The 20,025-nt window shown below is 59.3% G+C and carries 17 protein-coding genes; 1 reads left to right on the top strand and 16 read right to left on the bottom strand.

Annotation, left to right across the window (positions count from 1 at the left end; translation table 11 throughout):
* The 10 genes from G482_RS17495 to G482_RS0105995 all read right to left on the bottom strand — a co-directional run bounded on the left by G482_RS17495 (nucleotide 1) and on the right by G482_RS0105995 (nucleotide 12,332).
* The gene (locus G482_RS17495; RefSeq protein WP_051258769.1) at nucleotides 1-1,152 is read right to left on the bottom strand and encodes a 2-aminoethylphosphonate--pyruvate transaminase; all 1,152 of its coding nucleotides are present in this window, start codon (nucleotides 1,150-1,152) and stop codon (nucleotides 1-3) included.
* 94 nt (nucleotides 1,153-1,246) lie between these two features.
* Nucleotides 1,247-1,864 (bottom strand): phosphonate degradation HD-domain oxygenase, encoded by a 618-nt coding sequence (locus G482_RS17500; protein WP_245575251.1) that lies wholly within the window; start codon nucleotides 1,862-1,864, stop codon nucleotides 1,247-1,249.
* Between the two features lie 84 nt (nucleotides 1,865-1,948).
* Complete coding sequence (locus G482_RS20475; RefSeq protein ID WP_211227571.1) at nucleotides 1,949-2,920, bottom strand: ABC transporter permease subunit; 972 nt, start codon at nucleotides 2,918-2,920, stop codon at nucleotides 1,949-1,951.
* Nucleotides 2,917-3,633 (bottom strand): ABC transporter permease subunit, encoded by a 717-nt coding sequence (locus tag G482_RS20480; protein ID WP_211227572.1) that lies wholly within the window; start codon nucleotides 3,631-3,633, stop codon nucleotides 2,917-2,919. The genes G482_RS20475 and G482_RS20480 overlap by 4 nt, the downstream gene beginning before the upstream one ends.
* Nucleotides 3,630-4,760 carry a putative 2-aminoethylphosphonate ABC transporter ATP-binding protein gene (locus tag G482_RS0105970; RefSeq protein ID WP_051258770.1) on the bottom strand — a complete coding sequence of 377 codons (1,131 nt, stop codon included), beginning with the start codon at nucleotides 4,758-4,760 and terminating at the stop codon, nucleotides 3,630-3,632. The genes G482_RS20480 and G482_RS0105970 overlap by 4 nt, the downstream gene beginning before the upstream one ends.
* A 77-nt stretch (nucleotides 4,761-4,837) precedes the next feature.
* Complete coding sequence (locus tag G482_RS0105975; protein WP_028449279.1) at nucleotides 4,838-5,854, bottom strand: putative 2-aminoethylphosphonate ABC transporter substrate-binding protein; 1,017 nt, start codon at nucleotides 5,852-5,854, stop codon at nucleotides 4,838-4,840.
* Between the two features lie 225 nt (nucleotides 5,855-6,079).
* Nucleotides 6,080-8,320 (bottom strand): alkaline phosphatase D family protein, encoded by a 2,241-nt coding sequence (locus tag G482_RS0105980; RefSeq protein WP_034619016.1) that lies wholly within the window; start codon nucleotides 8,318-8,320, stop codon nucleotides 6,080-6,082.
* Nucleotides 8,321-8,396: 76 nt separating this feature from the next.
* Complete coding sequence (locus tag G482_RS17510) at nucleotides 8,397-9,761, bottom strand: ATP-binding protein (RefSeq protein WP_051258771.1); 1,365 nt, start codon at nucleotides 9,759-9,761, stop codon at nucleotides 8,397-8,399.
* Nucleotides 9,762-9,764: 3 nt separating this feature from the next.
* Complete coding sequence (locus tag G482_RS0105990) at nucleotides 9,765-10,460, bottom strand: winged helix-turn-helix domain-containing protein (protein WP_028449281.1); 696 nt, start codon at nucleotides 10,458-10,460, stop codon at nucleotides 9,765-9,767.
* Between the two features lie 90 nt (nucleotides 10,461-10,550).
* Nucleotides 10,551-12,332, bottom strand: a complete 1,782-nt coding sequence (locus G482_RS0105995; protein ID WP_028449282.1) for a serine hydrolase domain-containing protein — start codon at nucleotides 12,330-12,332, stop codon at nucleotides 10,551-10,553.
* 318 nt (nucleotides 12,333-12,650) lie between these two features.
* On the opposite strand from G482_RS0105995, the gene G482_RS0106000 reads away from it, so the two are divergent.
* The gene (locus tag G482_RS0106000; protein WP_034619018.1) at nucleotides 12,651-13,919 is read left to right on the top strand and encodes a putative Na+/H+ antiporter; all 1,269 of its coding nucleotides are present in this window, start codon (nucleotides 12,651-12,653) and stop codon (nucleotides 13,917-13,919) included.
* Nucleotides 13,920-14,268: 349 nt separating this feature from the next.
* Here the strand turns inward: G482_RS0106000 and G482_RS0106015 are convergent, their stop codons facing one another.
* The 6 genes from G482_RS0106015 to cysT all read right to left on the bottom strand — a co-directional run bounded on the left by G482_RS0106015 (nucleotide 14,269) and on the right by cysT (nucleotide 20,009).
* Nucleotides 14,269-14,877, bottom strand: coding sequence for an RBBP9/YdeN family alpha/beta hydrolase (locus G482_RS0106015; RefSeq protein ID WP_051258772.1), 609 nt, complete (start codon nucleotides 14,875-14,877; stop codon nucleotides 14,269-14,271).
* Nucleotides 14,878-14,893: 16 nt separating this feature from the next.
* Nucleotides 14,894-15,703 carry an EAL domain-containing protein gene (locus G482_RS17515; RefSeq protein ID WP_051258773.1) on the bottom strand — a complete coding sequence of 270 codons (810 nt, stop codon included), beginning with the start codon at nucleotides 15,701-15,703 and terminating at the stop codon, nucleotides 14,894-14,896.
* 166 nt (nucleotides 15,704-15,869) lie between these two features.
* Nucleotides 15,870-16,868: a sulfate ABC transporter substrate-binding protein gene (locus G482_RS0106025; protein WP_028449285.1), complete on the bottom strand. Its 999-nt coding sequence runs from the start codon at nucleotides 16,866-16,868 to the stop codon at nucleotides 15,870-15,872.
* Nucleotides 16,869-17,265: 397 nt separating this feature from the next.
* Nucleotides 17,266-18,306 (bottom strand): sulfate/molybdate ABC transporter ATP-binding protein, encoded by a 1,041-nt coding sequence (locus G482_RS0106030; protein ID WP_028449286.1) that lies wholly within the window; start codon nucleotides 18,304-18,306, stop codon nucleotides 17,266-17,268.
* 3 nt (nucleotides 18,307-18,309) lie between these two features.
* Nucleotides 18,310-19,176 carry a sulfate ABC transporter permease subunit CysW gene (cysW, locus tag G482_RS17520; protein WP_034619019.1) on the bottom strand — a complete coding sequence of 289 codons (867 nt, stop codon included), beginning with the start codon at nucleotides 19,174-19,176 and terminating at the stop codon, nucleotides 18,310-18,312.
* Nucleotides 19,176-20,009, bottom strand: a complete 834-nt coding sequence (cysT, locus tag G482_RS0106040; RefSeq protein WP_028449287.1) for a sulfate ABC transporter permease subunit CysT — start codon at nucleotides 20,007-20,009, stop codon at nucleotides 19,176-19,178. The genes cysW and cysT overlap by 1 nt, the downstream gene beginning before the upstream one ends.
* Between the last annotated feature and the right edge of the window lie 16 nt (nucleotides 20,010-20,025).

Below are 20,025 nucleotides of genomic sequence, written 5' to 3' on the forward strand. Positions count from 1 at the left end.
TTAAGCAAAAATGGCAGTCGTGGCGTGGTGGTGCTCAGCGGCGGTCGGGAGCGGCGTGAGCCAGCCCAGCTCGGCCAGCGCCCCGCGGATGGCTTCGGCGGCTTGGCGAATTTCCACTTCATCAATCGCGCCAATGCAGCCCACGCGGAAAGTCTCAACAGTGGTCAGCTTGCCCGGATACAGCACAAAACCGCGCGAGCGCACCGCCTGATACAGGCGGCTAAAGTCGTAGTCTGGGTGCGCTGGCGCGTGGAAAGTGAGAATGATCGGCGCTTGCCATTCGTGCGGTAAAAAGAGCTGCAAACCTGCCGCGCCCAGCAGGCTAATCAAGAGCTCGGCATTGCGGGTATAGCGCGCTAAGCGAGCTAATCTGCCGCCTTCAACCAGATACTGGTCGATGGCAGCGCGCAAAGCCGCCACCACATGGGTGGGCGGAGTAAAGCGCCATTGGCCGGTTTGCTGCAGATATTGATATTGGTCGGCCAGATCGAGCGCCAGCGAGCGGCTTTGGCCGGCGCTGGCGGTGAGGGCTGCTTGCTCCACCAGCACAAAGCCCATCCCAGGCACGCCTTCCAGGCATTTGCCTGATGCAGCAATCACTGCTTGAACTGGCGTGGTGCGTAAATCCAATTCCAGCGCGCCAAATGAAGACATCGCATCCACCAGCAGCGCGCGACCCGCGCTGCCTACGACCTGGGCGATGGCCTCCAGCGGGTTCAAAAGGCCAGTGGCGGTTTCGCAGTGAATGACCCCCACGTGGCTAATGCTCGGGTCAGCCGCCAGCGCGGCGGCCACGGCGGCGGCATCGACTGGTGTGCCATCCGGCCAGGCAAGGGTTTGGTGCGTGAGACCAAGACGCTCGGCGATTTTGGCCATGCGCAGACCATAGGCGCCATTGGCCAGCACCAAAAGCTTGCCACTGCGTGGCACCAGTGTGCCCAGCGCGGCTTCCACGGCAAAAGTGCCCGAGCCTTGCAGCGGCACGCACACATGGCTGGCTTCGCCGTGGGCAATGGCCACCAGATCACGGCATACGCTGGCGGTGAGCGCATTAAAGGCGCTATCCCACGAGCCCCAGTCGCTGAGCATGGCCAATTTGGTGGCCGGGCTGGTGGTGAGTGGGCCGGGGGTCAGTAAGATCGGTTCACGCATGGGTTTTCTCCCGCAATAAATTAAGGTCTAGACAAGTGTTGAGATTCAGAAAAAGGCGGCTAAGCCGCCCACTGCGCTGTGCGCCAGTAATCATTTACACCGCCACCGCACTGTGTGTGCCCGCGCCCGTGTTTGGGGCGGGGCTCGGGGTGGGTGTAATCAACTGCTGTGCCAGCGCCAGGTAATGGCTGAGCGGTGGCGTTGCCAGCTGCGGTACTTTGGCCAGCTCGTCGTAGCGGCGCAGTGCCAGCGCTTCGCTGGCATAGGCGCGCTGGCGAAATTGCGCCACTTCTTCGGGCTGCATCGGCCCACCTTGCAGCGCCAGCGAGCAGCGCGAAGCCGGCGAGAGTTGCGCCAGATAGCCCGCATCAGTGGCACATAAATACCGCTTGGCGGCCACATGCAGGGCAATCGGCTGATACACGGCGGGGCCAAACAGGCCATGCAATGCGCTGGCGCCGATGGCTTCATGCCGATCATCAATGCCGTTGGCCAGATCATCATCCTGCTGGCCGGTGAGCAAATGCCCCACATCGTGCAGCAGTGCGGCGATGATCAGCGCCACAGGCGCGCCATCTTGCTCGGCGGCATAGGCGGCTTGCAGGCCGTGTTCCAGCTGGCTGATGGCCTCACCGCCGTAGAGCGATGTCCCCGCGCTGTGGTAGAGCGTGCTTAGGGTGTGCAGGTTGGTGATGCGTTCGGTGCTCATCATAAGTGTGCTAATTAGTATTCAGTGGGGGGTATATGCCACTAGCCTATTTTTGATCAGCGTAGTGGCGCTATACCGGTGTGGGTATCACTCGCTACGGGCCCGCCAGCGCTGGGTGCGGCGCAGTAAAATGGTTTGCAAAATGGCAAACAGCCCACAAGCCAGCGCTGAGCTCGCCACAATCAGCGTGGCCATCGCGGCGGCCGCGGCGGTATCGCCGGCGTCGTCCATATTTAGCACCGCCACCGAGGCCAGCGTGGTTTCCGGGCTGTAGATGAAAATCACCGCCGACACCGTGGTCATGGTTGCGACAAAGAAATAGCGGGCGACTTCCAGCATGGCCGGCAGACACACCGGCAAGGTCACTCGCCACGCGGTTTGCCAGTAGGGCACTTTCAGCGAAGCGGCCACGGCTTCAAATTCGCGATCGAGCTGGCGCAAAGCGGTAACGGCGGTCAGGTGGGCGGTGGTATAAAAATGCGCCACCGAGCACAGCACCAGAATCGCCATCGTGCCGTACAGACCATGCAGTGGATTGCCCGGCTGATTAAAAAACAGCACATAGCCCAAGCCCAAGACCAGGCCCGGCACGGCCATGGGCAGCATGGCCAATAAATGCAGCGGCCGTTGCAGGCGGCGCGCGCCATCGACTTTTTCGGTCAGCCACGCGCCGATAAACACCAAGACCGTGCCCAAGAGCGCCGTCCAGCCGGCCATGCGTAGGCTATTGCCAAAGGCCTCGGTGCCGCCGCCATCGACATTGCTGAAATCAAAATGATCGAGTGTGAGGCTGAGGTTATACGGCCACAGCTTGATCAGCGCCGCGGCCACGGCCGTGCCCAACAGCAGCAGCAAACTGCCGGCTACAACGGTACAAAACAGCAGGGCCAAACCATCGCGCACGGGTTGCGCACGCACTTGCAGCGGCTGGGCGCGGGCCGTGAGCAGCGCTTGCTGGCGGCGCTGGGCCAGATGATCGACGGCAAAGGAGATCAGCGCCGGAATCAGCAGCAGCAGGCCAATCACCGCGCCGCGCGGGAAGTTTTGCTGGCCAATCACCGCTTGTAGGCTTCGAGCGCCAGCACACTGTATTGCCCGCCAATCACTTTGGGCACACCAAAATCGGTGATTACCAGTGTAAACACCACCATGGTGGCCGAGATCAGGCCAAAGCGCGCACCAGGCAGCGTCACGGTCAGAAAACGGCGCAGGCCATTGGCGCCCAGCGCATGGGCCGCCTCATACAGCCGGCCATCGGCCACTGCCAAGGCGGTAAGCAAAATCATCAGCGCGTGCGGAAAGGTATAAAACGCCTCGCCCAGCACAATGCCCCAAAAGCCGTAAATGCCATCCGGAAACAGCCCTTTGAGCACGCCCTGATTACCAAACAGATACACTAGCGCAATCCCCGGCAGTAGCGAGGGCGCCAAGAGCGGAATCAGCGCCAAGGCGCGAAACAGGCTTTTGCCCGGCATGCAGCTGCGGGTGAGGGCGCTGGCATAGGCATAGGCCAAGGGCACCACCAGCACGCAGGTGGTGAGGGCCACCGCCAAGCTGCGCTGCAGTTGTTCCAGCAGGCCGGGGCTGGCCAGTGTTTGCTCGATGGCTTGCCAGCTCAGCGCGCCAGTGGCCGGGTCGCGCACCGCTTGGCCCAGAATGGCCACCAGCGGCATGGCCAGCATGATCAGCAGCGCCACCAGCACGGTGCCTGCGAGCAAGATGGGGGTTAAGTTGGGCCAACGGCTGGGCGCGGGCAGGGCGAGGGTACTCATTCGCTATGCTCCGTGCTAAAGCATTGCAGGCAATTGGCCGGTAACTGCACCGGTATGCGCTGCCCATCGCGGAAATTCAGGCTGGCCAGCTGGTGGTGATTCAGATCGGCTTGCAGCGTAATACCGCCCCAATCGGCCACTTGCAACGTCATGCGGTATTGGCTGCCCAGGAGTTCCAGCTGTTTGAGTTCGCCCAGCGCCATATTCGGGCCGGCTTCCCAGCGCGGATGCAAAATCACATCTTCCGGGCGCAGGAAAACTTCCACCTGCCGGCCGGTCGGGTGATGGGCGAGGCTGTGCGCGGCAATCGCGGCATTACCCAAGCGGAAATAGCCGGGCGAGAGCACCGTGCCGCTCAGCCAATTACATTGGCCCACAAAATCGGCCACAAAGCGGGTGGCGGGCTTGCGGTAGATGGTTTCCGGGCTGCCAATCTGCTCGATCACGCCGTGGTTCATGACCACGACGCGGTCGGCCATGGTGAGGGCTTCTTCCTGATCGTGGGTCACCATAATGGTGGTCACGCCCAGTTTGCGTTGCAGTTGTTTGATTTCGTGGCGCAGGTGTTCGCGCACTTGCGCATCCAGCGCCGACAGCGGCTCATCCAGCAGCAATAAGCTTGGCGAAGTGGCCAGCGCGCGCGCCAGTGCCACCCGTTGCTGTTGCCCGCCTGAAAGTTGAGCCGGATATTTGCTGGCAATGCCGGCCAGCCCGATCAGATCGAGTAGCTCATCGACCCGGCGCTGGCGATCTTCGCGCCGGCCTTTGAGGCCATAAGCGATGTTGGCCGCGACGGTCAGATTGGGAAACAGCGCATACGATTGAAACACAATCCCGTAATCACGTTCCGCCGGCGGAAGTCGCGTGATATCGCGCTGATGCAGCATGATTTGCCCGCGGTCTGCGTGCTCTAGCCCGGCCAGAATGCGCAGCAAAGTGGTTTTGCCGCAGCCTGAGGGGCCCAGCAGCGATACAAACTCACCTTGGCGAATATCCAGATGAATGCCAGCCAGCGCGGTGAAGCGGCCAAACTGTTTATGAATATCGTTCAGCTGCACATGCAGGCTGGGGGCGGCGCCATGCGGTGGGCGCTCGGTGTTTTGGTGTTCGGGTAAATCGCGCAACATCGGACTTCCAATAGGCAAAAGGCCCGCCAGCAGCGGGCCGGGCCATCACCCGGCATGGCCGGGTGATGCAGTCAGGCTTATTTCTTTTCTGATTTGGCGTCGTAGCGACGAGTCCACTCGGCCAGAATCTTGTCGCGGTTGGCCGCTGACCAGCGCAGATCTTGTTTCACCAGGCGTTTTTCATAGTCAGCCGGGATATGCGCATTGGGCTTGGCGATGCCAGGCATAGCCACGATGGCGAAGTTTTTCTCATACAGCTCGTTGGCTGATTTTGAAGCTGACCAGTCGGCCAGTTTTTTCGCCGCTTCGAGGTTTTTGCTGCCTTTCATGATGGCCGTTGCTTCCAGATCCCAGCCCAGACCTTCTTTCGGGAATACCAGATCAATCGGCGCGCCACCGTCTTTGAGCTTGGCCGCACGATATTCAAACGAAATGCCGACCGGGAATTCGCCCGCTGCAGCTTGTTTGCATGGTTTTGAGCCAGAGTGGGTGTACTGCGCGATGTTGTCGTGCAGTTTGTCCATATAGGCCCAGCCTTCTTTTTCGCCGAACATTTGCAACCAGGCGGTCACATCAAAATAGCCAGTGCCGCTTGAGGCTGGGTTGGGCATTACGATCTTGCCTTTGAATTCAGGCTTGAGCAGGTCTTTCCAGCTTTCTGGCTTTTTCAAGCCCAGCTTGGCGGCTTCAACGGTGTTGAAACACACGGTGGCGCCCCACACATCCATCCCCACCCAAGTTGGTGGCGTGCTGTCATCCACATATTGCTTGCTCAGTTTTTCCACGCCTTTGGGGGCGTAGGCTTGCAACATGCCTTCACGCTCCAGCACCAGTAGCGAGGATGCAGCCAGACCCATCACCACATCGGCTTGCGGGTTGGCTTTTTCGGCCAGCAGTTTGGCGGTGATAATGCCGGTAGAATCACGTACCCATTTCAATTTGATGTTCGGGTATTCTTGCTCGAATTTTTCCTGATAGGCTTTGAGCTGGTCGGCTTCCAGTGCGGTGTACACAGTCAGCGTATCAGCCGCAAAGCTATGCGCGGCAGCGAGTGCCGCCAGCAGGGCAGCGGTCAGACGAGTTACGGTTTTCATTTGGCGCAAATCCATCTTGTTGTGGGATGCGGGCATTGTGCCTAGGCAAGATGACAATGCGGTTACGTCTAGACGAATTTTTCGGGACAGTGCGCAAAGGTCTAGTTCCGCGCGCGGCGGATAAAAAAAGCCCCACCCGAAGGTGGGGCGAAGACCAGCGGGCGACGGCCAGCCCGATGGCGATACGCACAACACAACTTAATACGTCAGCCTGCGCGTGGCGGCTTAGCTCACCACGCTGACATCGGCTTTACCGCTGGCAATCCGCACCCGGGTTTCGCCCGCCAATGGCGCGCTTGGGGCAGCGCCATTGCTGAGGCGACGCATTTTGCGGAAAGTACATTGCACTTCACTTGGCGTTACGGTGACCACGGCATAGCCTTGAGCGTCGGTATCGGCGTGCTTGATCCACGGATTATTCACCGGCGCTTTGCCGCTAGCCTGATCGGCAAATGGATTCAGGAATGGCTGCACCGCGCTGGCAGGCACATTCGCGGCCGGGATTTGCATCTGGCTGGCGATTTTGCCGGCCACCAAGCCATACAAGGTTTGCGCGGCCACCGAGGCTTTGCGGGCCGCCAGACTGGCGATGGTGCTGGCAATGGTCTGCCCCAGACCGCCACCCAGCAAATCATTGAGAGTGTTGATTTCGCTGGTGGCGAGGCCAGCCGTGGCTTGTACGGCCGCGGCTGGAAGCTGGCCCGCCTGAATGGCCGCGCCCACCGCCTGCTGAATGGCGGCTTTGTCGCCTAAATTGCTCACGCCAGCTTGCTGGGCAATGGCAAGGCTGAGCATCTGAATCGCAATCGCTTCGGCACCCGCTTCGCTGGTAAAAATCAGGGCCTGAGCGCTGGCTAAAGACGGGTCGCGCACTGCGCTAGCCAGATAGCTATAGAACGAATCACTGCTGATCCCGGCGGTCACCAGATCGACCACCGCAGGGGTGTCTTGGCTGTAATCGGCGTGCGCCACCCCGGCATAGAAGCTATGAATATCGCCGGTCACCGCGACGACGTTCTGGATATTCTGGCTGCGGATATAACCCAGGATATCGCTACGTTCGGCGTTAAAGCCATCCCACTGATCGGCGTTAAGCACAAATTCTTGCTGCAGCTCGGCCGGTACGCCCGCCAGCTTGCGTGCATCCAGCCGCATGCGCAGCAGCGAGACTTCATTACCCCAGAAATGCCATTGGGCGCTGGAGGTTTTCAGTTTGTTTTTAAACCAGTCGCGCTGGGTTTTGCCCAGAATCGAGGTCAGCGCCAGCGGGTCGCCACCTGCGGCGGCCACTTTCATCTTTTGCGCTTCGGCCGCGGCCAGATATTGCGTTGGCACCATATAGCGGCTGCCGTTGGCGCTGCCTACCTGGGCTTCGGGCAAAACGTGGTCGGTGCGGTACAGGCGCTGGTCGGTCATTACCAGCTGCATCAGCTGACCAAACTGGAAATCGCGATAGAGGCGGATGGTCTGAAAGCCGGTGGCATTGGCATCAAAGGCCACATCGGCCGGCATAAATTCATACCAGGCCTGATTGGCGGCGCGGCGGCGGGCGGTTTCGTGCTTGTTGTCGCCGCCTTTGGCCGGATCAAAGCTGCCGTTGTCGTAGGTGGTGGCATCGCCCCAGCAATCATCGGAAAACTCGTGGTCATCCCACACCGCAATCATCGCAAAGCGGGCATGCACTTGCTGCAGGCGCGGATCCATCCGGTATTGTTTATACAGGGCGCGATAGTCGTCGATGGTGTTGGCATAGCGCGCGCCGCTGTTGCCGCTCTTGTACGGGCCATTGGGCAATTTCAGCGCCGGGTGGGTAGCTTCAACTGCGCCTTTCTGGAAGGCTTCGCCCACGGTTTCGTAGATGTAGTCGCCCAGATGCACGATAAAATCCAGCTCTTCCTTGGTCAGCAAATCAAACGCGCCCCAGTGGTTCACGCTCCAATCCTGGCAGGACAAAAAGGCAAATTTCAGCTGATTCAGGGCCACATTGGCGGCAGCGGCGGTTTTGGCGCGGCCAATCAGCGAGCGGCTAGTGCCGGCTACAAACTGATAGCCATAGACAGTATTGCCATTCAGGCCGCTGAGCTTGTGGCGCACGCTGTGATCCCACTCGGTCAGCGCGGCCAGCTGCACGCGGGCAACGATCTTGCCGGTCAGCTCGGCGGTGGTGCCCACGGCAGCGCCCGGGTCGCCCTCGGTCACGATCAGTTCCAGTGTGCTATTGGCACTGGCCGGGTGAACGGCGATGGGGTCGAGCCCGGCAGGCAAGGCGCGAGTCCAGAAAACGAGGCTATCCGCTTTCGGATCGCCGCTGGCTACCCCTTGCGGAAACTGCAGCAGCAGCGGTTTGGGGCTGGCTGTCGGCTGCGGGGCCTCGACGCTGGCGCCGCCACAGGCGCTTAATAAAACCGGGGTGGCCACGCTGGCGGTCATAAAACCGGCCATGCGCAGAAATTGGCGACGATCCATCATGCAATCCTTTCGGGCAGATACAAAGGATGGCGATAATGCGCGGCGACTATTACAGAGGTTTAAAACAATCGTTTCAATTTAATGTCGGGGGTATAGATGACTGATCTATATCTTTATTTTCCTGCTGGCCGATACCGGCAGGGGTATATTGCAGCGGCCAGCGCAATTGCAGCCGTGCCCCACCTAGCGGCGATTGGCTGGCGCTCACCTCGCCACCATGCCATTGCGCAATCCGCCGCACCACGGCCAGTCCCAGCCCAAAGCCGCCGCTGGCACGATTGCGGCTTTGATCGAGCCGGGTAAAGGGCTCGAACACCCGCAGTCGATCATCCGGGGCAATCCCGGGGCCATCATCATCCACTGTCAGCACCCAGTGCTGCGCCTCGGCAGTCAGCCGCACCTCGACCCGTTGCGTGGCATAGCGCAGCGCATTGCGCAGCAGATTACTCAGCGCCCGCGCCAGCAGCCGCGGCTCGAGCTGGCAGTGCTGTGCCGGCGCCTCGCCAATCAGCGTAACCCCATATTGGCGCGCTTCCAGCTCGGCATCGGCCAGTGCGCTGGCCAGCCAGTCGGCGGCGGGTACGCTTTGCCAGGGCTGGGCCTGCTGTTGCAGCCGGCAGTAGCTGAGCATTTCGCTGATCAGTTGCTCCAGCTCCTGAAGCTCGCTGCGCAGCTCGGTTTGCAATTGCTGCTGCTCCGCGGCATCGCTGCTGGCGGCGAGTAAATCCAGCTCAAAGGCCATGCGCGCCATCGGGGTGCGCAGCTCGTGCGCCACCCCGTGAATCATCTCGTTTTGCTGCGTGACCAAGAGCTGCAGCTGCGCCGCCATCTGATTAAAATGCGTGGCGAGCTGATGCAGATCGGATTTTTTCGGTAAATCGGCCCGTACTTCCAAATGGCCTTGCCCCATGGCACGGGCGGCTGCGCCCAGCTGGGCCAGATCGCGCCAGTGGCGGCTACTCCAGTGCCACAGCAGCGCCGCCAGTAGCGCAAAGACCACCAGATTGGCGCCGAGGCTGGCCCAGCCGAGCCAGCTTGGGTCGGGCGGGATCGTCACCTGCAACCATTGCCCGCCCTGCAAGGGCAAAATCAAAGCCGAATCAGTGCTGGTGAGCGCGCCATCTTCGCTTAGCACGACAAAATCACCGGCTGCCAGCTCGCGCTGTTGCGCGCGGCTCAGCGCCAGCCCGCCAGCCGGATGCAAACTCAGCTGCAGGCCAAAATGCGCTTGCAGTGCAGTGAGGGCAGCCGGGCGCGCTCCGGGGGTGAGCGGATTAAAATACTGCTGTAGCTGATACACCTGCCCGCTGGCCATTGCACGGGTCATGCGCAGGTTTTCCTGTTTCATAACGCCATACAGGGCGTAATTCACGCCGGCCACAAATACGATAAACCCCAAAATCAGCCGCAGATACAGCCGGAAAAACAGCCGCAACATGGCTTAGCCCTCCCACTGGTTGGGGCTAAATAGATAGCCTTTGCCCCAGACGGTTTTGATGCGGCGGGCTTCGCGCGGATCGTCCCCCAGTTTTTTGCGCAGCTTGCTGACGCATACATCTACGGTGCGATCGAGGCCATCAAACTCAATCCCCCGCAGCGCCTGAATAATTTGCTCGCGCGAGAGCACCTTGCCCGGCTGGCTGGCCAGTAAATTCAAAAGCTCAAATTCGGCACTGCCCAGCGGGATGTCTGCCCCGGCCAGTGTCACTTGCCGATTGGCGGTGTCGATACTGAGCTGGCCGTATTGCAGCAAGCCGGCCGGGGCGGGCAGATGGCCTTCTTGCCGGCGCAAAATGGCGCGAATTCGCGCCAGCAGCAGCCGTGGCTCCACCGGTTTCACTACATAATCATCGGCGCCCAGCTCCAGCCCCAGAATTTGGTCGTATTGCTCATCGCGGGCGGTGAGCATTAGTAGCGGCACCGCGCTGTGCTGGCGCAGCTCGCGGCAAATTTGCCAGCCATCTTTGCCGGGCAGCATCACATCCAGAATCACCAGATCGGGCTGAAACGCACTGTAGGCGGCCAGCGCCTCGCGCCCATCGTGCACACAGCGCACGGTGAGGCCTTGCTGGCTCAGGTAGCGGCTGGTCAGGCTCGCCAGTTTGAGATCATCTTCAATTAGCAAAATGCGGCTCATGTGCGCTCCTTCGGTGGCTGGCGCAGTGTACCGCTTTTCGCGGGCTGCGCCTGTACCCAGCCGCGCCAAGTGGTGCGGCTGGGGGTGTGCCTAGTGGGTATCTTTGATCAGCCTAACGTTTTCAATACCTAGGCCCTGATACAGTACCCCGGTATCGGTAAAGCGCAGCACATCACCCCGCCCACGGCCTTGTCCGGCCACGACGGCAGTCTGGTCATCCAAGGGCTCAATGATGTACAGCGGTTGATCATTGGCTAAGAGCAGCAACAGACCATCCAGCACTTCCCAGCTCAGCGTGAGATCGCCCACCTGCAGCGGCGTGGCAATGCGCTGCTGCCAAGCTGCGCTGAGTGGCTGGGCTTTGAGGCGCTCTGAATGCAGCGCCCGGCCATCGCTGGTTTGTGCCACCAGCATTTCGCGGCCGGCCAGTGTTTGCAGCTGGATGCGTGCATCGCTCACGCCTTGCAGGCGATACCAGCCATTCTGGTCGCGCTGCAGCGGTATTGCCGGCGCGGTGGGGTCGGCCGACTGCGCAAGGAGTTGGCCCTGCTGCACCTTTAGTTGCAAGGCGGCGGCGGGTAAATCAATCGAGTGCAGGTAATACCAGCCGGCATAGCGTTGCAGCTCGGCTGCGCTAGGCTGCGTGATTTGCGCGGCGGGCAGGGTGGTTTTTTTCACCGCTTGGCCAGTTTTCTGTTTGAGTAAATCGGCCAGCAAATCGCGCGCCAGTTGGCTCAGCTGGTCCTGATCATCGCCATTGACCGCGATAAACACGCCCAGCTTGTGTTCGGGCTGCACGCTTAGCTCGGCATTAAAGAGCTTGGTGGAGCCGCCATGCTGCACCACCCGCCAGCCATCTCCCAGCTTGGGGGCGCCGCATTCATTGGCAAACCAGCCCAGTCCGGTCTGGCAATCCAGATCCAGCGGGGTATCGGGGTTTTGCGCCTGCCACATTTGCTGCAAGCTCGCGCGCTGCAAGACTTGCTGCCCTTCTAGTTGGCCACCATTGACCGCAAAGCGTAAAAAGCGGCTCATCTCATTGGCGCTGCTCCATAGCCCCCCGGCTGGCATATGGTCATAGTCATTCTGGTAGCCCACCGCCTGCCGCCCGGCGTGCGCTTGGGCGTAGCGGTTAAAGGGGGCACTGGCGGGGGCAAAGCTCGATTGGCGCATCCCTAGTGGCAGCAAAACCTGACTGCGGATTAGCTCGGTAAACGGTTGCCGATAATGCTGGGCCAAGGCCGCGCCCAATAAATCGACGCCGTAATTGGAATACGCATATTGCTCGCCCGGCCGATGGGCGAGCTCTACCCCTTGGCTACAGCGGGTGAGCGCGGCATCGTATTGCTGCAGGCAGGCGACCACCACTTCCGGTAAGCCTGCGTGGTGGCTCAAGACGCGGCGCAGCGTCACGCTTTGCTGGGCGGCGCTAGCATTGGCCGCAAAGCGCGAATGCACGCTAAAACCCGGCAAGAGGCTAGGCAGGCTTTGCTCGAGCTGCCATTGCTGCTGCTCCACCAGCTGCATCACCGCAGTGGCGGTAAACAGCTTGGAAATCGACCCCACCCGAAATAGCGTATCGGCCGTGGCGGGCTGCCCGCTGGCCAGATCAGCCACGCCTAAGCCCTGCGCCCACACAACGTGGTCGCCATCCACCACCGCAATACTTAGGCCCGCCAGCTGTTGTGCGCTTAAAAACTGCTGGAGCTTGGTTTGCCAGGCGCTGATGACCGGCGCGTAGTTCACCGGCGCCGGAGTGGGCAGCGCGGTTGGCGCTGGAGTGGGGCTAGGGGTAGTAGGGCCTGCGCCACCGCAAGCTGCCAGCGTAAAGGGTAGGGCACACAAAAGCGGAATCGTCAGCGAAAAATGCATGGTACACCTCGGGTTGGAGAAGATGCCGCCATGCTAAAGAGCCGCGCCAACGCAATCCGGCGCAAAGTTTGCTTAGTTGTAAACAATTGTGAAAAGGGCGAGGCCAGATGTAGCTACCGGGGTATGGCGCGCTGGGTCTTGATATTAATAGGGCTGTGGGCAGTACGGGGTGGGGTATCTGGCGCAACTGCGCTAGATGATCACTAGCGTGTTGGCAAAAGTACCACTGAACTCCGGCACGGTTTCGCCAGTCTCACAGTGGCGGTAGGCTATGCACGGCACTGCCGCATACAACAATGAATCTGACAGGGAACGCCGATGGATCAATCACCCAGCACTTTTCAGCTGCTGGCGGCCGCAATTTTTGCCGTCGCTATTTTGCACACCTTTGCCACCAAATATTTTGAAGGGCTGGCCCACCGTTACCCTCGCCACGGCGGCATCTGGCATTTGCTGGGCGAAGTGGAGGTGGTGTTTGGCTTTTGGGCGCTGGTGCTGATGCTGGCGATGTTTGGCCTGGTGGGCGTACCTGAAACCAAAGAATATCTGAACACCCGCAATTTCACCGAGCCGCTGTTTGTGTTTGCGATTATGGTCATCGCCGCCACGCGGCCGATTCTGTATGTGGCCGGTGAGCTGATTAATCTCTTGGCGCGGCTGCTGCCGCTACCGGGGCGGGTGGGTTATTTTCTGGTGGTTATGATTTTTGTGCCGCTGTTGGGCTCGTTTATCACCGAGCCGGCGGCCATGACGCTGGCCGCGCTGATTATCAGCCAGCAATTTTTTGCCCAGCCTTTGAGCCAGCGCTTTAAATACGCCACCTTGGCCGTGCTGTTTGTGAATATTTCAATCGGCGGCACACTCACCCCGTTTGCCGCGCCGCCAGTCCTGATGGTGGCCGGCCAATGGGGCTGGGATCTGCACTTTATGCTGACCCAGTTTGGCTGGAAAGCGGCGATTGCCGTGACGGTAAATGCTGTCGGCCTCACGCTGCTGTTTTGGCGCGAGCTGGCGCAGCTGCAAGCGCCAAGCGCGGATAGCAGTAGCGCGCCGAAAGTGCCCATGGCACTGGTGATTACCCATTTGCTGTTTCTGCTTGGGGTGGTGGTGTTTGCGCATTACCCGCCCATTTTCATGGGGCTGTTGCTGTTTTTTATCGGCATTACCCATGCCTATGAGCGCCATCAAGACCGACTGATTTTGCGCGAGGCGCTGCTAGTGGCGTTTTTCCTTGCCGGCTTGGTGGTGTTGGGGGGGCATCAGCAATGGTGGCTGCAGCCGGTGCTGATGAGTATGAGTAGCGATGCGGTGTTCTTTGGTGCGACTGCGCTGACCGCCTTTACAGACAATGCGGCGCTCACCTATCTGGGCTCGCTGGTACCGGGGCTCTCGCCCGAGTTTCAGTATGCGCTGGTGGCCGGTGCGGTGGCAGGTGGTGGTTTAACCGTGATTGCCAATGCGCCCAATCCGGCGGGCCTGACGATTTTGCGTGGGCATTTTAGCGATGGCACGGTGAACGCCGGCTATCTGGCGCTGGCTGCGCTCACCCCCACCCTCGTGGCCATGGCGGCGCTGCGCTTCTTATAAAGTAAAGGTGTTTACAGGCGCTCGGGGCTTCTGGGCACTGAGTACCGCAATAAAAAAGCAGCCGTGAGGCTGCTTTTTTATTGGGCGGTGGCTGGCTTAGGCTGGCTTAGGCATTGGCCCAGGCGAGCAGTGCCCCAGCCAGGCTAAGCCCGCCGGTGCCGGCCATAATGCCGGTTTCGACTTTATCGGCTTTTTGCACCTACATGCTCACCAGGGCAAGCAGGCAGGCGGCGGCGAAAATCAGTAAAAATAAACTCAGTTGCGGCATAGCGGCTCCAGCGCGGGCAGTGACATATTGCTCTGGCATGGAGTGGCCGGCGGGCAAAAAGTTCAGCCTGCCGGCCGGGCTTTATTCATCCTGATCGCCATTCACAATCTGAATCAGCTTGGCCAGCAATTGCAGCCCTTCCGGCCATTCGCCGTGGCCGGAGGCAATATTGATATGCCCGGCGTTTTCAATCAGCGAGAGCTTGCAGCGCCAATTGAGTGCCAGCTGGCTGGCGCGGTCGGTGCTGCAATGCGGGTCGGTGGTACTGGCGATAATCCAGCTAAAAAACGGCAGCGGTATGATCGGCAGCGGTGCAAAGCCGGTAAATGCTTCGGGTGCTTCCGGGCGCATTACATCGGCAGGCGCGACCAGCAGTACGCCTTTCACTGAGCTCTCGCGCCCATGCAGTGCGGCCCAGTGCGCGAGCGTTGGGCAGGCGAGGCTATGGGCCACAATCAGCGCCGGGGCGCTACTGGCGCGCACGGTCTGATCCAGCTGGCGCACCCAGTCGGCGGCGACGGGATAATCCCAATCGGGCTGCTCTACCCGCTGCATGGCCGGAAATTGCGCTTGCCATTCGCTTTGCCAATGCCCGGCGGGCGAGTTTTTCCAGCCCGGGGCGATCAAAATGCGTTTACCCTCGGCCAGCCATTGTTCGATTTCTAGCGGCCATTGTTCGCTTACTTGCATCAGCTCTCCCTTGCGCTTAGAGCGGGCGAGGGCGGGGATGGGCAAAGTAAAAACCTTGCAGCCCATCCACACCACTCGCCAGCGCCAGCTGCTTGTGTTCTTCGGTTTCAATGCCTTCGGCAATCACTTGGGTGCCGGCATTTTTGAGTAATTGCACCAGCTGGCCGTAGCCGGCGCGTGCTTTGCTTTGCTGCGCGGCCAGCGCGATCAGATGGCGATCCAGCTTCACGTAGTCGGGCTCAAGCAGCCATAGGCGATCCAGATTGGCCATGCCATGGCCAAAATCATCCAGCGCAATCCGGTAGCCTTTCTTGCGGTAGTTGTGCACCGCGCGCGAAATATCGACCGCATCGCTGGACAGTGTTTCGTGTTCCAGTAGCTCCAGCACAATCTGCTGCGGGCTAAACCCAAGGCTACTTAAAATCCGCTCAAAATACGCGCCATGATCGTTGATCTGCACCAGCAGCTCCGGATGCACATTCAGAAACAGCAGCCGATCCGGCTGGGCGTAGCTGGCAAAATTCATCACATGCAGGGTGCGGCACAGCCGATCAAAGGCAATCAGCTTATGGCCTTGCCGCGCCGCGCCAAAGGCCTGCTGCGGGGCGATCGGCCGCTCGCGCACGGTGGCACGTAGCAGGGCTTCATCGGCAAAGCGCTGGCCGTTGCGATCAAGCAGTGGCTGAAACGCCGATGAAAGCGTCGAGCCCATGGCTTTCACCACCACGCCTTTGAGGCTATCGATCTGAAACAGGCTTTCCGGCCAATCCTGGCGGATTTCCGGGGGCACCGGGTAATTGAGAGGGGGCTGCACGATCTGATTCATGGCGACATTCTCCCGCCCGCGCCCAGTGTACGCACGCACTAGACCAAAGCGGTTTAAAAGATCAGGGGTATAGTGCTGTGATGCTTATAGTGATTGATTTGCAGCGCTATACCTAATAAAAAATGCCGCACGCAGCAGGGCGTGCGGCAGCGGGTGGCCCGCAGGATTACTTGCTGTAGATCTGGTCGAACACGCCACCATCGCTAAAGTGGGTTTTCTGCGCTTTGGCCCAGCCGCCAAATTCGTCGTCGATATCAAACTGCTTCACCGCTGGGAATTGCTTGGCGTATTTGGCAAACACTTCTTTATCGATCGGGCGATAGTAGTTTTGGGCGGCGATTTCCTGGCCTTCTTTCGAATACAGATAGCTCAGGTATTCGGTGGCCACTTTGCGGGTGCCTTTTTTATCGACGTTTTTATCGACAATCGCCACAGGTGGCTCGGCCTTGATGGTGAGTGATGGGGCCACCACTTCAAATTTATCGCGACCCAGCTCGCGGAACACCAGCTCGGCTTCGTTTTCCCATGCGATCAGCACATCGCCGAGGCCGCGCTGGGTGAAGGTGACGGTTGAGCCACGGGCGCCGGTATCCAGCACGGGCACGTTTTTATACAGCTTTTGCACGAAATCACGGGCTTTGTCATCTGAGCCGTAGGTTTTCTTCGCCCAGCCCCAGGCGGCGAGGTAATTCCAGCGTGCGCCGCCCGAAGTTTTCGGATTCGGGGTAATCACTTTGACATCGGGGCGAATCAGATCCGACCAGTCTTTAATGCCTTTCGGATTGCCTTTTTTCACCAGGAACAAAATGGTGGAAGTGTAGGGCGATGAGTTTTCTTTAAATTGTTTTTGCCAGTCGGGTTTGAGCAATTTGCCTTGGGTGGCCAGCTCGTCGATGTCATAGGCCAGTGCCAGTGTCACTACATCGGCTTCCAGGCCATCGAGCACGGCGCGGGCTTGCTTGCCCGAGCCACCGTGTGATTGCTTGATGGTGACATCATCACCGGTTTTCTTTTTGTAGTAAGCGGCAAAGGCCTTGTTATAGTCCTGATACAGCTCACGCGTCGGATCGTAGGAGACGTTCAAGATTTCAAAGCTGGCGGCGAAGGAGCTGCCAGCAAAGGCGGTGAGGAGCAGACCGGCAAGGTGAGCGCGAGTGGTTTTCATCGTGGTTTTCTCTGTGGTGTGGAGTTGATGTAGCCATCATGCCGGATTGTTTTTAGTTTACTAAATACTTTGAAATGCTTTTTTTATATTCCGATGTTATTAAATAAATTGAGTTAATTGAAGCTGCTGCGGTGCGGTTTGCGCGAGCCAATGGCGAAGAAAAAACCGCCCTTGCGGGCGGTTTTAGATTGATTACAAACCCCACTCGCAAAGCGAGGCTCCCCTCAAGGAGGGGACGGGAGGGGTGGGAATAAAAAATAAAGGCGGCAGATTCAAGCCCTTATTTCCTAGGCTCGGCTTTGCCGAGACTTGAAAAATCGTGGTTTCTACTTTGTTAGCAGCCTGAAACCGCCCATGCGGGCGGTTTTGGGGCGTTCTAGCCTTGAATTTCGCTGCATTAAGCCGCCGTTGAATACACTTTGGCTTCGCGCGGAATCAGATATACCGTCTCGGCAATTTGCCAGCCGCCTTCCTGCTGGCGCTCGCGCGTTAGCTCGACTTCCACCACATCATGCTCGGCTACTTCCACTTCCAGCCGCACCGTGGCGCCCAGCAGACGAATATGCGTGATGGTGCCGCGAATGGCATTGGCGGTGGCCACCCGGCTGAGGTCAATCTCATGCGGGCGCACATACACGGTGGCGTGCTCGCCATCGCTGGCAAATTTGGCGTCGCCCACCTGTGCCCAGCCATCATGCACGCGTGATTGGAATAGATTTACATCGCCCAAAAACTGATACACAAATGGCGTGGCCGGATGATCGTAAACTTCGCTCGGTGTGCCGATCTGCTCGATCTGGCCTTTATTCATCACCACCACCCGATCGGCGACTTCCAGTGCTTCTTCCTGATCGTGCGTTACAAACACCGAAGTGATGTGCATTTCATCGTGTAGGCGGCGCAACCAGCGGCGCAGCTCTTTTCGTACCTTGGTATCCAGCGCGCCAAAAGGTTCGTCCAGGAGCAGCACTTTAGGCTCGACTGCCAGTGCCCGCGCCAGGGCGATCCGCTGGCGCTGGCCGCCCGAGAGCTGGGCCGGATAGCGATCGGCCAGCCAATCAAGTTGCACCAGATTGAGTAATTCATGCACTTTGCGTTTGATTTCAGCATCCGTGGGGCGCGTGGCCTTGGGGCGCACGCGCAGGCCAAAGGCCACATTGTCAAACACCGTCATATGGCGAAACAGCGCATAGTGCTGAAACACAAAGCCCACTTGCCGCTCGCGCACATGGCGCTCGGTGGTGTCTTCGCCATGAAACAGAATCTGCCCACTGTCGGGGGTTTCCAGGCCGGCAATCACCCGTAGGAGCGAAGTTTTGCCGCAGCCCGATGGGCCCAGCAGCGCCACCAGCTCGCCAGAATCAATCTGTAACGACAGATCATTGAGCGCCTTGAACTCGCCAAAGCTTTTCACGATATTGCGAATTTCGATACTCATGGTTTATTCCTCGGTCGCGTGTTTGCGATCTTCGGCGGCTTGCTGCTCGGTGCGCCATTCGATGTAGCTCTTGATGGCCAGCGTGGCCAATGCCAAGAGAGCTAGAATCGAAGCGCAGGCAAAAGCGCCGACAAAGTTGTATTCGTTATAAAGAATCTCGACGTGCAGCGGGATGGTGTTGGTCATGCCGCGGATATGACCCGACACCACCGACACCGCGCCAAATTCACCCATGGCGCGGGCATTGGCCAGAATCACGCCATACAACAGACCCCATTTGATATTGGGCAGCGTGACATGCCAGAAGGTTTGCCAGCCCGAGGCGCCCAGCACCAAGGCGGCTTGCTCTTCTTCGCTGCCTTGCGCTTCCATCAGCGGAATCAGCTCACGCGCCACAAAGGGGAAGGTGACAAACACCGTCGCCAGCACAATGCCGGGCACCGCAAAGATGATCTTGATGTCATGCTCGGCTAGCCACGGCCCCCACCAGCCGTGCGCGCCAAACAGCAGCACATAAATCAGGCCGGCCACTACGGGCGAGACGGCAAAGGGCAGGTCGATCAGCGTGATCAGTATGCTTTTGCCTTTGAAATCAAACTTGGCAATCGCCCAGGCTGCTGCCACGCCGAACACCAGATTCAGTGGCAGCGAAATCGCGGCTACGATCAGCGTGAGTTTGATCGCGGCGAGGGCATCACTTTCCAGCAGCGAATCTTGATACAGCTGCCAGCCTTGATGCAGCGCTTCATAAAATACCGATAACAGCGGCACGATCAGCAAGAGAGTAATCAGTGCCAGTGCCAGCGTGGTGAGCGTGTAGCGGATCCACGGCGCTTCGGTCGTGGCGAGGCTTCGCGTTGTTGTCGCCATTATTTGCGTCTCCCCAGGCGTTTGGCCATCCACCATTGCAGGCCGTTAATCAGCAGCAGCAGGGCAAACGACACCAGCAGCATCACCACGGCAATCGCGGTAGCGCCCAGATAATCATATTGTTCAAGCTTGGAGATAATCATCAGCGGGGTGATTTCCGATTTGAACGGCATATTGCCGGCAATGAAAATCACCGAGCCAAATTCACCAATCGCGCGGGCAAAGGCCAGCGTAAAGCCGGTGAGCAGCGCCGGGAAAATCGTGGGCAAAATCACCTGGCTAAAAATCTGCCAGCGGGTGGCGCCGAGGCTTGAGGCGGCTTCTTCCAGCTCGCGCTCCATGTCTTCCAGTACCGGTTGTACCGTGCGCACCACGAAAGGCAGCGTAATAAATGTAAGCGCCAGTACGATCCCGGCCGGGGTAAAGGCGATTTTAATGCCGAGCTTTTCCAGCGGCTCGCCCAGAAGACCATTGGGCGCATACAGGGTGGCCAGCGCAATCCCTGCCACCGCAGTGGGCAAGGCGAAGGGCAGATCGACCAGCGCATCGATAAAGCGCTTGCCGGGGAAGGGGTAGCGCACAAGCACCCAGGCAATCAAAAGACCCACAAAGAGATTAATCAACGCCGCCAGTAGCGACGCACCAAAGGTCACCTGATAGGTGGCCACCACGCGCGGCTCGCTGACGGTGGCCCAAAATTGGGCCCAGCTTAAGCCGAGCGATTTGCTGATCAGCGCCGCCAGCGGCAGCAGCACAATCAGTGAGAGATACAGCATGCTGTAGCCCAGCGAGAGATTAAAGCCGGGCAGCACACTGTGCTGTTTGAACTTCATGGGATTTCCTTTTGCA

Source organism: Chitinibacter tainanensis DSM 15459 (genome assembly GCF_000429785.1).
GTDB lineage: Bacteria > Pseudomonadota > Gammaproteobacteria > Burkholderiales > Chitinibacteraceae > Chitinibacter > Chitinibacter tainanensis.